The organism is Herbaspirillum sp. SJZ099 (genome assembly GCF_007828355.1).
Taxonomy (GTDB): domain Bacteria; phylum Pseudomonadota; class Gammaproteobacteria; order Burkholderiales; family Burkholderiaceae_D; genus Herbaspirillum.
Genome location: NZ_VIUO01000001.1, coordinates 113,891 through 127,408 on the forward strand (window position 1 = coordinate 113,891; position 13,518 = coordinate 127,408).

Sequence of the window (13,518 nt, forward strand, 5' to 3'; positions counted from 1 at the left end):
GGGCGATGATGGCGACGCCTGCCGAACTGGATGAAATCGAGTATTACCTGTTGCTGGCCGAGTTCGACTTGCTGTGGTCGCGCCGGCCGCTGCCGGGCGACCGCCAACGCATGGATCAGATGATGCGCTTGATCGAGGCGTTCGAAGCGATGCGGCGGATTGCCTCTTCGGCCTGATCGAGCTCGGCCGCCGGCAGGCGCAGCCGCAAGTGGGCCAGCGTGTCGTGGCGACTGTCCAGCAATGCGTAGTTGTGTTGCGCCAGCCAGTGGCGCAGCTGCGGTTCGGCGGCATAGCCGACGCCGATGTCGAGCTCGGCTTGCGCTACCCGTTCGATGCGCTCGGTGTGCTTGAGCGCGGTGGCGATTGCTTCGGTGTAGGCCCGCACCAGGCCGCCCGCGCCCAGTTTGATGCCGCCGTAGTAGCGCACCACCATCGCCAGCACGCCATCGAGTTCGTGATGGCGCAGCACTTCCAGCATCGGCCGCCCGGCGGTGCCCGAGGGTTCGCCATCGTCGGACATGCCGGAATGGCCGCCGGCCATCAGCGCCCAGCACACATGCGTGGCGCCGCGGTGGGCGTCGCGCATGCGTTCGACCTCCTGCATCGCGGCCTCACGGCCGGCCACCGGCATGACGATGCCGATGAAGCGGCTCTTGCGGATATCCAGCTCGATCTCGGCGCGCGCGGCGATGGTGAAGGTGGGCATGGCGGACGGATGCGCGGCTCAGGCGCCGCTGCCCTTGAGCAGCGCCAGTTCGGCTTGCAGGCCCTGGTTCTCCTGCGTCAATTGGGTCACGCGCGCCTGCAGCGCGGCGACTTCGCGGCGCAGCGCGGCGGTGACTTCGTTTTCCATGCCTTCCACGATGGCCACCGCGCTGCCTTCGCCGTCGCCGGCCTTGGGCGCGCGCGGGGTGCGGGTGGCGGCCTTTTGTTCGCGCACTTTCTTGGCGGCTTCGCGCAGTTCCTTCTTGCCGCCGGCTACCGCATTGACCTGGACGTCGCTGGGCAGCGAGGCCACGGCGGCGGCGGCGTTGATCGAGATGGCGCCGCTGCGCACGGCCTGCACCAGTTCCGGCGCGGCGGTCTTGCGGATGCGGTCGATCTGGCCGATGGTGGCGCTGCTGATGCCGGCGGCGCGGGCGATGTCTTCGCGCGTCTTGATCGGCGCGGCGCCGTCGGGCGAGGTGTCCCATGGCGGATCGCCGCCATCGACCGGCGCGGCGTCGGCGCCGCCGGCCGTGTTGGGTTCGGCGGCGGCATTATCGGCGTCAGCGGCAGCCTTGGACGGCTTGACGTCGGCCTTGATGCGGGCGGCGAGGATGTCGCGCTTGCGCAGCGCCAGCATGCCGCGCTGGAAATCGGAGACGCTGCGACGGCCCAGCTGGTTGTCGATCATCCACAACAGCACGTCTTCGAGCGACTTGAAGCTGTCGTTCTGCACCGTCTTGAATTCGAGTTCGTACTTGCGGCAGATCTCGTAGCGGTTGTGGCCGTCGATCAGCACCTCGCCCCACAGCACTAGCGCGTCGCGGCAGCCTTCGGCCAGGATGCTGCGCTCAAGCGCGGCGTATTCGTTGGGGGTGAGGGGATCGATGTACTTTTGCAGTTCTTCGTTGATGACGATATTCATGGACTTCGTTCTATCGTTTGCATGGCGGAGCCGGATTCGGAACCGGGCGGCGCATTCTACACCAGCGGGCGGGCGCGGCTGCGGCAAGCGGCTTCAAGTAAAATGGCGCGGCGCCGTCAGCGGGCGCTGTCGCCAGCGTGGCGGCTTATGTATTGCTGCTGGTTTCTCCAAGTCACTATTTTCTCCATGCGCATCGCTTCGCACCTGGCGACCCTCGCCGTCCTGACATCTTCCCTGTTGCTGGCCGCTTGCGGCACGACTGCCTGGCTGCCCGGTTCTTCCGACGCCAAGCCGGCCGAGTCGGCTGCCGCCACGCCGGCGCCGCCGACCGCGACGGCGCCGAAGAAAATCCGCATCGGCCTGGCGCTGGGCGGCGGCGCCGCGCGCGGCTTCGCCCATATCGGCGTGATCAAGGCGCTGGAGTCGCAGGGCATCGACGCCGATATCGTCGCCGGCACCAGTGCCGGCAGCCTGGTGGGCGCGTTGTATGCGGCCGGCAATGACGGCTTCGCGCTGCAGAAGCTGGCGCTGCAGATGGACGAGGCCACCATTTCCGACTGGTCGGTGCCGTTCTTCGCCAAGGTCGCCGGCGTGCTCAAGGGCGAGGGAGTGCAGAACTACGTCAACAAGGCCCTGAACAACCTGCCCATCGAAAAATTCAAGATTCCCTTCGGGGCGGTGGCGACCGACCTGAAGAGCGGCCAGCCGATCCTGTTCCAGCGCGGCAATGCCGGTATCGCGGTGCGGGCGTCGTCGGCGGTGCCGGGCGTGTTCCAGTCGGTTCGGATCGGCGATCGCTATTATGTGGATGGCGGCCTGGTGGCGCCGGTGCCGGTGCGCTTCGCGCGGCAGATGGGGGCCGACTTCGTGATCGCGGTCAACATCTCGGCGCAGCCCGAGACGCAGGCGTCGGCCAGTTCGGTGGACGTGCTGCTGCAGACGTTCGCCATCATGGGGCAGACCATCAACCAATATGAATTGAAGAACGCCGACATCGTGTTGCAGCCCAGCCTGGGCGCGATGAGGGGCAGCGATTTCGCCAGTCGCAACGTGGCCATCCTGGCCGGCGAGCAGGCGGCGATGGAGGCCATGCCGGAGATCAAGCGCAAGTTGAAGTTGCTTTCGGGGAATTGAGCAGAACCAAGGCAACGCCAGCGCCAGTGCCGAAAAAGACAAAGCCGCCAGATTTGGCGGCTTTGTCGTAGGCGGTGCACCGGGATGGCGCTGGATGGTGCTGGATAGTGCTTATTGGGTATCGCTGGCGTCCGTGGCGATCCGGCGCGCGCCGCTGAAACGTTTCTTCCAGTAGGACTCGTCCATGCTCTCGATGCGAACCTGGCCGCCGCTGGAGGGCGAGTGGATGAACTTGCCATCGCCCAGGTAGATGCCGACATGGGAGAAGCTGCGGCGCAGCGTGTTATAGAACACCAGGTCGCCGGGTTGCAGGTTGTCCTTGCCGATCTTTTCGCCGACGCGGCTGATTTCAGCCGAGGTGCGCGGCAGGTCGGTGCCCCATGCTTCCTTGAATACGTAGCGCACCAGGCCGCTGCAGTCCAGGCCGGTATCGGGCGAATTGCCGCCGTAGCGGTAGTTGATGCCCAGCATGGCCAGGGCCTGGGTCGCCAGTTCGGATGCGCGGTCGGTGATGGCTTGCAGGCGGGCGATGGCAAGATTGGTCTTGCTGATCTGCTGCTGGGCTTGCGGGGTTTGTGCTTGGGGAGGGGGAAGATCCTGGGCCGCCAGGGAGAGGTCGGCGGCGCCAGCCGATGCGCTGATCCAGAGTCCGGCCGCGAGCACGCACGCTCGCACGGTTTGGCGTCGGAATCGGTCAGATCGGCGTAGAGTCATCAGGATCCTCTATAAGTAGGATTGCGGGACTGTAAGTGAATTCTCATGACCTGTCAAAAGCTAATTTCATGCCAGCTTGCAATAATTGCATTATTTCCAGGCATGACCGGAATTTTTTCGCTAAACGATTTACAGCTTGCCCGTCCCGGCGGCTCGCATGAAAAACGCTCACCGAAGAGTTTGTTCGGGCCTGGTGTCAAAACATCTTTCTCGCCGTACAATCACCGTTCAATTTTTTCAGCACACCGGAGCCAACATGCAAAACAAACCATTCCTGACGCTGGACGATGTCAAGAAGATCGCCGCCGGCGCGGAAGCCGAAGCAAAGGCCAACAACTGGGCCGTGACGATTTCCATCGTCGACGACGGCGGCCACCTGCTGTGGCTGCAGCGCCTGGACGGCGCCGCTCCGATCTCGGCCCACATCGCTCCGGGCAAGGCGCGCACCGCCGCGCTGGGTCGCCGCGAAACCAAGATCTATGAAGACATGATCAACAACGGCCGCTTCTCCTTCCTGTCGGCGCCCGAGCTGGATGCGCTGCTCGAAGGCGGCGTGCCGGTCGTGGTCGATGGCCATTACGTCGGTGCCGTGGGCGTGTCGGGCGTGAAGTCGTCGGAAGACGTGCAGATCGCCAAGGCCGGCATCGCCGCGCTGGCGCTGTAATTCCGTTCCTCGCCGGCAGGCCGCGCCTGGCCGGCGAATCCCGCGATTTGCGTTCATTTCGACGCATCTTGCGGTAACTTTCGGCGATCCTGGATTTGCCGGAGGGAGTCTCTTGCGCTATAATTATGCGGTTTAGCTAATTTAAATTCCGTCGTAGCGCATACCCATCCTCCACCTCGTTCCAGCAGGCCAACAAGCACCCGAACCGAATGAGTCAGGGGCTTTGCGCCGGTCGGTTTGGTGCGCAAGGTCTTCCGGTCATCCAGCAGCGACGGTAACAATCTCAGGAGTTACCCTTGCTGCCTCTTCTTTCCGGTTCCGCGATTCCGGCAATCCTCGCGCTCGCAGACGGGTCTGTCTTTCAAGGTTTTTCCATCGGCGCCGCAGGCAATACCACTGGCGAAGTGGTGTTCAACACGGCCATGACCGGTTACCAGGAAATCCTGACCGATCCCAGCTATAGCCGCCAGATCGTCACCCTGACTTACCCCCACATCGGCAATACCGGCGTCAACCGCGAAGACGTCGAAGCGTCGCAAATCCACTCCGCCGGCCTGATCATCAAGGATCTGCCGCGCCTGGTATCGAACTTCCGCACCCAGCAATCGCTGTCCGATTACCTGAAGGAAAGCAATATCGTTTCCATCGCCGGCATCGATACCCGCAAGCTGACCCGCATCCTGCGCGAGAAGGGCGCCCAGAACGGCGCCATCGTGGCCGGCGAAGCCAGCATTGAAGCCGCCACCGCGAAAGCGCTGGAACTGGCGCGCGCCTTCCCGGGCCTGGCCGGCATGGACCTGGCCAAGGTGGTGTCGACCAAGAAGGCCTACAACTGGACCGAGACCGAGTGGCAACTGGGCCGCGGCTACGGCCAGCAGATCACCCCGAAATTCCATGTGGTCGCGTTCGACTACGGCGTCAAGTTCAATATCCTGCGCATGCTGGCGCAGCGCGGCTGCAAGGTCACCGTGCTGCCGGCGCAGGCGACTGCCGCCGAGGCGCTGGCCCTGAATCCGGACGGCATCTTCCTGTCCAACGGCCCCGGCGACCCGGAACCTTGCGATTACGCGATTGCCGCGTCCAAGGAACTGATCGAGCGCGGCATCCCGACCTTCGGCATTTGCCTGGGCCACCAGATCATGGCGCTGGCTTCCGGCGCCAAGACGCTGAAGATGAAGTTCGGCCACCACGGCGCCAACCATCCGGTGCAAGACCTCGACAGCAAGCAGGTGATGATCACTTCGCAAAACCACGGTTTCGCCGTGGACCAGGCGACGCTGCCGGCCAACTGCCGCGTCACCCACGTCTCGCTGTTCGACGGCTCGCTGCAAGGTTTCGAGCGCACCGACAAGCCTGCTTTCTGCTTCCAGGGTCACCCCGAAGCATCCCCTGGACCGCATGACATCGCCCCGCTGTTCGACAAGTTCGTGGCGATGATGGAGAAGAAACAAAATGCCTAAGCGTAACGACATTAAAAGCATCCTGATCATTGGCGCCGGCCCGATCATCATCGGCCAGGCCTGCGAATTCGACTACTCCGGCGCCCAGGCCTGCAAGGCCCTGCGTGAAGAAGGTTTCAAGGTCATCCTGGTCAACAGCAACCCGGCCACCATCATGACCGACCCGGAAATGGCCGACGCCACCTACATCGAGCCGATCACCTGGCAAGCGGTGGAGCGCATCATCGCCAAGGAAAAGCCGGACGCCATCCTGCCGACCATGGGCGGCCAGACCGCGCTGAACTGCGCGCTCGACCTGCACCGCAACGGCGTGCTCGACAAGTACAAGGTCGAGCTGATCGGCGCCACGCCGGAAGCCATCGACAAGGCTGAAGACCGTTCCAAGTTCAAGGACGCCATGACCAAGATCGGTCTGGGTTCGGCGCGCTCGGGCGTGTCGCACACGATGGAAGAATCGTGGGCGGTGCAACGGGAACTGGGCTTCCCGGTCATCATCCGTCCGTCCTTCACCATGGGCGGCACCGGCGGCGGCATCGCCTACAACGCCGAAGAATTCGAAACCATCTGCAAGCGCGGCCTGGAAGCTTCGCCGACCTCCGAACTGCTGATCGAGGAATCGCTGATCGGCTGGAAGGAATACGAGATGGAAGTCGTGCGCGACAAGGCCGACAACTGCATCATCGTGTGCTCGATCGAAAACCTCGACCCGATGGGCGTGCATACCGGCGACTCGATCACCGTCGCCCCGGCGCAGACGCTGACCGACAAGGAATACCAGATCATGCGTAACGCCTCGCTGGCGGTGCTGCGCGAGATCGGCGTGGATACCGGCGGCTCCAACGTGCAGTTCTCGGTCAATCCGAAGGACGGCCGCATGATCGTCATCGAAATGAACCCGCGCGTGTCGCGTTCGTCGGCGCTGGCCTCCAAGGCGACCGGCTTCCCGATCGCCAAGATCGCCGCCAAGCTGGCGGTCGGCTTCACGCTGGACGAACTGCGCAACGAAATCACCGGCGGCGCGACCCCGGCTTCGTTCGAGCCGTCGATTGACTACGTCGTGACCAAGATCCCGCGTTTCACGTTTGAAAAATTCCCGCAGGCCGACAAGCACCTGACCACCCAGATGAAGTCGGTGGGCGAAGTGATGGCCATCGGCCGCACCTTCCAGGAGTCGTTCCAGAAAGCCCTGCGCGGCCTGGAAGTCGGCGTGGACGGCATGAACGAGAAGACCACCGACCGCGAAACCATCGAGGAAGAGCTGGGCGAACCCGGCCCGGATCGCATCTGGTACGTGGGCGACGCCTTCGCGCAGGGCTTCTCGCTGGAAGAAGTGCAGGGCCTGACCCATATCGACCCGTGGTTCCTGTCGCAGATCAAGGAGATCGTCGACATCGAACTGTGGCTGGAAAAGGACGTCGCCCTGGAGTCGCTGGACAAGGCTACCTTGTTCCAGCTGAAGCAGAAGGGCTTCTCCGACCGTCGCCTGGCCAAGCTGCTCAAGACCACCGACACCGCCGTGCGCGAGCAACGCAAGAAGCTGGGCGTGCGTCCGGTGTTCAAGCGCGTCGATACCTGCGCCGGCGAGTTCTCGACCGACACCGCCTACATGTATTCGACCTACGACGAAGAGTGCGAGTCGAATCCGACCGACAAGAAGAAGATCATGGTGCTGGGCGGCGGTCCGAACCGCATCGGCCAGGGCATCGAGTTCGACTACTGCTGCGTGCACGCGGCGCTGGCGATGCGCGATGACGGCTACGAAACCATCATGGTCAACTGCAACCCGGAAACCGTCTCGACCGACTACGACACCTCCGACCGCCTGTACTTCGAGCCGGTGACGCTGGAAGACGTGCTGGAAATCGTCGACAAGGAAAAGCCGGTCGGCGTGATCGTGCAGTACGGCGGCCAGACCCCGCTGAAGCTGGCGCTGGACCTGGAAGCCAACGGTGTGCCCATCGTCGGCACCTCGCCCGACATGATCGATGCGGCCGAAGACCGCGAGCGTTTCCAGAAGCTGCTGCAGGACCTGGGCCTGCGCCAGCCGCCCAACCGTACCGCCCGCACCGAAGCCGACGCGCTGCGCCTGGCGCAGGAAATCGGCTACCCGCTGGTAGTGCGCCCGTCCTACGTCCTGGGCGGCCGCGCGATGGAAATCGTGCACGAGCAGCGTGACCTGGAGCGCTACATGCGCGAGGCCGTCAAGGTCTCGCACGACTCGCCGGTGCTGCTGGATCGCTTCCTGAACGACGCCATCGAAGTCGACGTGGACTGCCTGTCCGACGGCGAACGCACCTTCATCGGCGGCGTGATGGAGCACATCGAACAGGCCGGCGTGCACTCGGGCGACTCGGCCTGCTCGCTGCCGCCGTACTCGCTGTCGAAAGACACCATCGACGAATTGAAGCGCCAGACCGCGCTGATGGCCAAGGGCCTGAACGTGGTCGGCCTGATGAACGTGCAGTTCGCGATCCAGCAGGCCGAAGTCGACGGCAAGACGGTCGACACCGTGTTCGTGCTGGAAGTGAACCCGCGCGCTTCGCGTACCGTGCCGTTCGTGTCCAAGGCCACCGGCCTGCAACTGGCCAAGATCGCGGCGCGCTGCATGGTCGGCCAGTCGCTGGACAGCCAGGGCATCAAGAACGAAGTGGTGCCGCCTTACTTCAGCGTCAAGGAAGCCGTGTTCCCGTTCGTCAAGTTCCCGGGCGTGGACACCATCCTCGGCCCTGAAATGAAGTCGACCGGCGAAGTCATGGGCGTGGGCAAGACCTTCGGCGAAGCCTTCGTGAAGTCGCAGATGGGCGCCGGCGTGAAGCTGCCGACCTCGGGCAAGGTGTTCCTGTCGGTGAAGAACAGCGACAAGCCGCGCGCCGTGCAAGTGGCCCGCGACCTGGTCGCACTGGGCTTCTCGGTGGTGGCGACCAAGGGCACGGCGGCCGCCATCAGCGCCGCCGGCATCGCGGTGACCACCGTCAACAAGGTGGTCGAAGGCCGTCCGCACATCGTCGACATGGTGAAGAACAACGAGATCGCCCTGGTGGTGAACACCGTTGAGGAAAAGCGCAATGCGATTGCCGACTCCGGAGCGATCCGTACCTCGGCCCTGGCTGCGCGCGTGACCACCTTCACCACCATCGCCGGCGCCGAAGCCGCGGTGGAGGGCATGCGCCACCTGGACGCGCTGGACGTCTACGATTTACAAGGCCTGCATAAAGCTATACACTAAACCCACAACACGTTATTTTTGCCGGCTGGATGTAGTGCCGGCAAGCGCAGAGGGCATCTGAGCAATCGATGCCCTCTCTGACTTTTAGAGTCGCTAACAAGACGCTGATGGCAAGGCTGGCTGGCGCGGACAGTACGCGGGTACGAAGTCCCGGCAAGCCAGGGCAACGCCGCCAGCGACGTTTTGTTAGCGACTCTTAGGACGACTCCCTGCGGCCACAACATGTTCAATGTTGCAGGGCAGCGCCGTCCGGGGGCCGCTAACAAAATCCTTCCGCCGCGACGCGGCCAGTGGGATTTTGTTAGCGGCTCTGAGTCGGACGCACGTGTTGGAGACGAGCTGACGGAACATCTGCAGCGGCGTTTCGTTCACCAGTAAAGATTGTTCCCATGAAAAGACATCGACCAGTCGCCCTGTCGGCGACGGCGTTTTCTTTTTGCGTTTTCAGTCTGGCCGGTGGGCGCCGTCGGCGTTTTCCTCAATTCCCTAACCTTGAGCAAGAGACTTATGAGCACAGTTCCCCTTACCAAGCGTGGCGCAGAACTCCTGAAAGAAGAACTGCAACGTTTGAAATCCAAAGATCGTCCGGAGGTCATCAACGCGATCGCCGAAGCGCGCGCGCAGGGCGACCTGTCGGAAAATGCCGAATATGAGTCGGCCAAGGAACGCCAGGCGTTCATCGAAGGCCGCATTGCCGACCTGGAAGGCAAGCTGGGCTCGGCCCAGATCGTCGATCCCGCTGAACTGAACGCGGAAGGCCGCGTGGTGTTCGCTTCCACCGTGGACCTGGAAAACCTGGACAGCGGCGAGAAGGTCACTTACCAGATCGTGGGCATGGACGAGGCCGACATCAAGGAATCCAAGGTTTCAGTGACTTCGCCCATCGCGCGCGCATTGATCGGCAAGAGCGCCGGCGATGTGGTGGCGGTGGAAGCGCCGTCCGGCGTGAAGGAATACGAAATCCTGGAAGTGCGCTACGTCTGATGAGCGCGAGCGCCGCCGCTGGCTCATCCAGCGGCGGCAGGCGTCACGCCAGGCAGCAGCTGCAGCAATGAAAATGCCCGCAATCTGCGGGCATTCTGTTTTTCGGCGTTTTCCGTTTTTCCGGTCATCCCGGAACGCGGCGCTGCTCAGCCCAGCGGCTTCTTGGTGCTGCGCTGGCGCGGCTTGGCCTTGCGCACGTTGCCGCCGGCGGTGACGCGTTCATTGCCCTTGAGCATGATCTTGTTGACCGTGGGGCGCTTGGTGATATGCGTCTTGACGATGGTGACCTCGCGCAGGCCGCCCTTGCTGCCGGCGGGTTTCTTTTTCTCGTCTTCCTTTTTGGGGCGGTAGAGCACCAGCAGCTTGCCGATATGCTGGACCGGCGCCGCCTTGAGCTGCTCGCAGACGGTTTCATAGATGGCAATGCGGGCTTCGCGGTCGTCGCCGAACACGCGGACCTTGATCAGGCCGTGGGAGTCGAGGCTCTTGTCGATTTCCTTGAGCACGGAGTCGGACAGGCCGCTTTCGCCGACGATGACGACCGGATTCAAGGCATGGGCCTGGGCACGCAGTTCGCTGCGCTCGGCGGGAGTAAGTTTCAACATGGGAATGCGATGGCGGAACCGCGCCGGGCGGCGCGAAGCTGTCCCTGAAAGAGATAAAACCAGTATTCTACGCGAATGGCAAAGAACAAATTAAACAAAAACTGGTTACACGACCATATCAACGACCCTTACGTGAAGCTCGCGCAGAAGGAAGGCTATCGCGCGCGCGCGGCCTACAAGCTCAAAGAGATCGACGAGGAAGAGCGCCTGATCAAGCCGGGGCAGATCATCGTCGACCTGGGCTGCACGCCCGGCAGCTGGTGCCAGTATGTGCGCAACAAGTTGGCCGGAGCCGAGGGCGGCGGCATCCACGGCACTATCATCGGCCTGGATATCCTGCCGATGGATCCGATCGCCGACGTGCATTTCATCCAGGGGGACTTCCGCGAGGAAGAACCGCTGCGCCAGCTGGAAACCTTGCTGGATGGGCGCAAGGCCGATCTGGTGCTGTCCGACATGGCGCCCAACCTGTCGGGGGTGGCGATCGCCGACGCGGCGCGGGTCGAATATCTTATCGATCTGGCAATCGAATTCACCCAGGCGCACATGAAACCCGGCGGCGCGCTGCTGGTGAAATGCTTCAACGGCACTGGATACAACGAACTGGTGCACAAGTTCCGCGCTGAATTCAAGACGGTGACCTCGAAAAAGCCCAAGGCCAGCCGGGACAAATCTTCCGAAATCTTCCTGTTAGGGAAGATCCTGAAGAATCCTCGCTGAAAATCGACTAAAGTGGCCCGAAGGCCGGCCTTATTCCCAATTCTCCGCCGTTGGCCTGTTTTGCGTCTTGTTTTGCGCCGCTTCAGCCTTATATCGCTTCATAGGAAGCAACTTATGCTTGAGGTGGCTGTCATTTCGGCAAGATCGATGTAGTGTGTCTTCATCGCATATTTCCCCGCGTCGCGATTCCGAGATCGGTTTGGCAATGCCCGCGATGGCGATCAGGCCATCGCGGCGTTGCAGGCAAGCACGATGGGATGGGCGGTTTCCTAGTAAGGGTGTTTGAATCCGGGTAAAATCGGGACATACAAAGGCAACGTGGCGCATCGGCGTCGGAGGAGTTCCAGTGAACAACATGTTTTCCAAAGCCGCCATCTGGGTGGTCATCGCGCTCGTCCTGTTTATGGTGTTCAAACAGTTCGACAGCCGCACCATGGCGTCGAACGCGAAGGCGATCGCGTATTCCGACTTCATCAGCGAGGTGAAGGCCGGCCGCATCAAGGATGCGACCATCGAGGACCGCACCATCGTTGCCACCACGCAGGACGGCACCAAGGTCAAGACCGCCGCTACCTATCTGGATCGCGGCCTGGTGGGCGACCTGCTCAACAACGGCGTCAAGTTCGACGTCAAGCAGCCGGAAGAGCAATCCTTCCTGTCGCAAGTCTTCATTTCCTGGTTCCCGATGCTGCTGCTGATCGGCGTATGGGTCTTCTTCATGCGGCAGATGCAGGGCGGCGGCAAGGGCGGCGCGTTTTCCTTCGGCAAGTCCAAGGCGCGCATGCTCGATGAGAACAGCAACTCGGTCACCTTCGCCGACGTCGCCGGTTGCGACGAAGCCAAGGAAGAAGTGCACGAGCTGGTCGAGTTCCTGCGCGACCCCACCAAATTCCAGAAACTGGGCGGCCGCATTCCGCACGGCGTGCTGATGGTGGGCCCCCCGGGTACCGGCAAGACGCTGCTGGCGCGCGCCATCGCCGGCGAAGCCAAGGTACCGTTCTTCACTATCTCCGGTTCGGACTTCGTTGAAATGTTCGTCGGCGTGGGCGCATCCCGCGTGCGCGACATGTTCGAGAACGCCAAGAAGCACGCGCCCTGCATCATCTTCATCGACGAAATCGACGCTGTCGGCCGCCATCGCGGCGCCGGCATGGGCGGCGGCAACGACGAGCGCGAGCAGACCCTGAACCAGATGCTGGTCGAGATGGACGGCTTCGAAGCCAATTCCGGCGTCATCGTGATCGCCGCGACCAACCGCGCCGACGTGCTGGACAAGGCGCTGCTGCGTCCGGGCCGTTTCGACCGCCAGGTGATGGTCGGCCTGCCCGACATCCGCGGCCGCGAACAGATCCTGTACGTGCACATGCGCAAGGTGCCGATCGCTCCGGACGTCAAGGCCGACATCCTGGCCCGCGGCACCCCCGGTTTCTCCGGCGCCGACCTGGCCAACCTGGTCAACGAGGCCGCCCTGTTCGCCGCGCGCCGCAACAAGCGCCTGGTCGAAATGCAGGACTTCGAAGACGCCAAGGACAAGATCGTCATGGGCCCGGAACGCAAGTCGGCCGTGATGCGCGAAGAAGAGCGCCGCAACACCGCCTACCACGAGTCCGGCCACGCGGTGGTTGCCAAGCTGCTGCCCAAGGCCGATCCGGTGCACAAGGTCACCATCATGCCGCGCGGTTACGCCCTGGGCCTGACCTGGCAATTGCCCGAGCATGACCGCGTGAACATGTACAAGGACAAGATGCTGGAGGAAATCTCCATCCTGTTCGGCGGCCGTATCGCCGAAGAGATCTTCATGCACCAGATGTCCACCGGCGCATCCAACGACTTCGAGCGCGCCACCAAGCTGGCCCGCGCGATGGTGACCCGCTACGGCATGTCCGAGACCCTGGGCACCATGGTCTACGAGGATTCCGAGCAGGACGCCTACTTCGGCCGCATGGCGTCCAAGACCGTGTCGGAAGCCACCCAGCAAAAGGTCGATGCCGAAATCCGCAGCATCCTCGACGAGCAATACGCGCTCTCGCGCAAGCTGCTGGAAGAAAACCGCGACAAGGTCGAAGTGATGGCGCAGGCGCTGCTGGAGTGGGAAACCCTCGACGCCGACCAGATCAACGACATCATGAACGGCGACGAGCCGCGCCCGCCGCGCAACGGCGTGCCGGCCAAGAAGTCCTCGTCGGATAACAATCGTCCGGGCGACATCTCGCCCAACGCCACTGCACCGGCCTGATCATTCCGGCCGGCGGGTTTGGCAAGCGAACCGGGCAAAGGGTGAGGAGCGATCCTCACCCTTTTTTCCGTCCGGCGCACCCATTGCAACCGGTTGCCGCGTTGCCGGGACAAGGCGGGGCCGCCCAGGTCAATGCAAGAAAAAC

13 protein-coding genes are annotated in these 13,518 nt (G+C 62.9%); 8 read left to right on the top strand and 5 right to left on the bottom strand.

The features are described from left to right. The first annotated feature begins 5 nt into the window (after window positions 1-5). Window positions 6-176, top strand: coding sequence for a hypothetical protein (locus tag FB597_RS20055; protein WP_183405796.1), 171 nt, complete (start codon window positions 6-8; stop codon window positions 174-176). Here FB597_RS20055 and FB597_RS00510 read toward each other — a convergent pair. Continuing rightward, a complete protein-coding gene (locus FB597_RS00510; protein WP_141917247.1) occupies window positions 116-706 on the bottom strand; it encodes a YigZ family protein in 591 nt (196 codons plus the stop codon). The two genes, FB597_RS20055 and FB597_RS00510, sit on opposite strands and share 61 nt — an antisense overlap. Window positions 707-724: 18 nt before the next feature. Next, window positions 725-1,630 (bottom strand): hypothetical protein, encoded by a 906-nt coding sequence (locus tag FB597_RS00515; protein WP_144767587.1) that lies wholly within the window; start codon window positions 1,628-1,630, stop codon window positions 725-727. A gap of 186 nt (window positions 1,631-1,816) precedes the next feature. Between FB597_RS00515 and FB597_RS00520 the strand changes: the two genes are divergently transcribed. Then, entirely contained in the window at window positions 1,817-2,764 is a 948-nt protein-coding gene (locus tag FB597_RS00520) for a patatin-like phospholipase family protein (RefSeq protein ID WP_141917243.1), read from the top strand. Between the two features lie 111 nt (window positions 2,765-2,875). Here the strand turns inward: FB597_RS00520 and FB597_RS00525 are convergent, their stop codons facing one another. Further along, the gene (locus FB597_RS00525; protein WP_141917241.1) at window positions 2,876-3,478 is read right to left on the bottom strand and encodes a C40 family peptidase; all 603 of its coding nucleotides are present in this window, start codon (window positions 3,476-3,478) and stop codon (window positions 2,876-2,878) included. A 256-nt stretch (window positions 3,479-3,734) separates the two neighbouring features. On the opposite strand from FB597_RS00525, the gene FB597_RS00530 reads away from it, so the two are divergent. From FB597_RS00530 to greA, 4 genes are all read left to right on the top strand, one after another. Further along, window positions 3,735-4,142: a heme-binding protein gene (locus tag FB597_RS00530; protein WP_144767589.1), complete on the top strand. Its 408-nt coding sequence runs from the start codon at window positions 3,735-3,737 to the stop codon at window positions 4,140-4,142. 296 nt (window positions 4,143-4,438) lie between these two features. Beyond that, window positions 4,439-5,602: a glutamine-hydrolyzing carbamoyl-phosphate synthase small subunit gene (carA, locus tag FB597_RS00535; RefSeq protein WP_144767591.1), complete on the top strand. Its 1,164-nt coding sequence runs from the start codon at window positions 4,439-4,441 to the stop codon at window positions 5,600-5,602. Continuing rightward, window positions 5,595-8,828, top strand: a complete 3,234-nt coding sequence (gene carB / locus FB597_RS00540) for a carbamoyl-phosphate synthase large subunit (protein ID WP_144767594.1) — start codon at window positions 5,595-5,597, stop codon at window positions 8,826-8,828. The genes carA and carB overlap by 8 nt, the downstream gene beginning before the upstream one ends. A 507-nt stretch (window positions 8,829-9,335) precedes the next feature. Next, window positions 9,336-9,812: a transcription elongation factor GreA gene (gene greA / locus FB597_RS00545; RefSeq protein WP_144767596.1), complete on the top strand. Its 477-nt coding sequence runs from the start codon at window positions 9,336-9,338 to the stop codon at window positions 9,810-9,812. 146 nt (window positions 9,813-9,958) lie between these two features. Here greA and yhbY read toward each other — a convergent pair whose 3' ends face one another. Next, complete coding sequence (gene yhbY / locus FB597_RS00550) at window positions 9,959-10,417, bottom strand: ribosome assembly RNA-binding protein YhbY (RefSeq protein WP_144767598.1); 459 nt, start codon at window positions 10,415-10,417, stop codon at window positions 9,959-9,961. A 75-nt stretch (window positions 10,418-10,492) separates the two neighbouring features. Between yhbY and FB597_RS00555 the strand changes: the two genes are divergently transcribed. Continuing rightward, window positions 10,493-11,137 carry an RlmE family RNA methyltransferase gene (locus FB597_RS00555; protein WP_144767600.1) on the top strand — a complete coding sequence of 215 codons (645 nt, stop codon included), beginning with the start codon at window positions 10,493-10,495 and terminating at the stop codon, window positions 11,135-11,137. A gap of 30 nt (window positions 11,138-11,167) precedes the next feature. Here the strand turns inward: FB597_RS00555 and FB597_RS20060 are convergent, their stop codons facing one another. Further along, window positions 11,168-11,524: a hypothetical protein gene (locus FB597_RS20060; protein ID WP_186442716.1), complete on the bottom strand. Its 357-nt coding sequence runs from the start codon at window positions 11,522-11,524 to the stop codon at window positions 11,168-11,170. Here FB597_RS20060 and ftsH point away from each other — a divergent pair. Beyond that, complete coding sequence (gene ftsH, locus FB597_RS00560; protein WP_144767602.1) at window positions 11,484-13,373, top strand: ATP-dependent zinc metalloprotease FtsH; 1,890 nt, start codon at window positions 11,484-11,486, stop codon at window positions 13,371-13,373. The two genes, FB597_RS20060 and ftsH, sit on opposite strands and share 41 nt — an antisense overlap. Window positions 13,374-13,518 lie beyond the last annotated feature (145 nt).

Coding starts and splice junctions, on each gene's coding strand:
- FB597_RS20055 (WP_183405796.1), top strand. CDS start 6: ATGATGGCGACGCCTGCCGAACTGGATGAAATCGAGTATTACCTGTTG.
- FB597_RS00510 (WP_141917247.1), bottom strand. CDS start 706: ATGCCCACCTTCACCATCGCCGCGCGCGCCGAGATCGAGCTGGATATC.
- FB597_RS00515 (WP_144767587.1), bottom strand. CDS start 1,630: ATGAATATCGTCATCAACGAAGAACTGCAAAAGTACATCGATCCCCTC.
- FB597_RS00520 (WP_141917243.1), top strand. CDS start 1,817: ATGCGCATCGCTTCGCACCTGGCGACCCTCGCCGTCCTGACATCTTCC.
- FB597_RS00525 (WP_141917241.1), bottom strand. CDS start 3,478: ATGACTCTACGCCGATCTGACCGATTCCGACGCCAAACCGTGCGAGCG.
- FB597_RS00530 (WP_144767589.1), top strand. CDS start 3,735: ATGCAAAACAAACCATTCCTGACGCTGGACGATGTCAAGAAGATCGCC.
- carB (WP_144767594.1), top strand. CDS start 5,595: ATGCCTAAGCGTAACGACATTAAAAGCATCCTGATCATTGGCGCCGGC.
- greA (WP_144767596.1), top strand. CDS start 9,336: ATGAGCACAGTTCCCCTTACCAAGCGTGGCGCAGAACTCCTGAAAGAA.
- yhbY (WP_144767598.1), bottom strand. CDS start 10,417: ATGTTGAAACTTACTCCCGCCGAGCGCAGCGAACTGCGTGCCCAGGCC.
- FB597_RS00555 (WP_144767600.1), top strand. CDS start 10,493: ATGGCAAAGAACAAATTAAACAAAAACTGGTTACACGACCATATCAAC.
- FB597_RS20060 (WP_186442716.1), bottom strand. CDS start 11,524: ATGACCACCCAGATGGCGGCTTTGGAAAACATGTTGTTCACTGGAACT.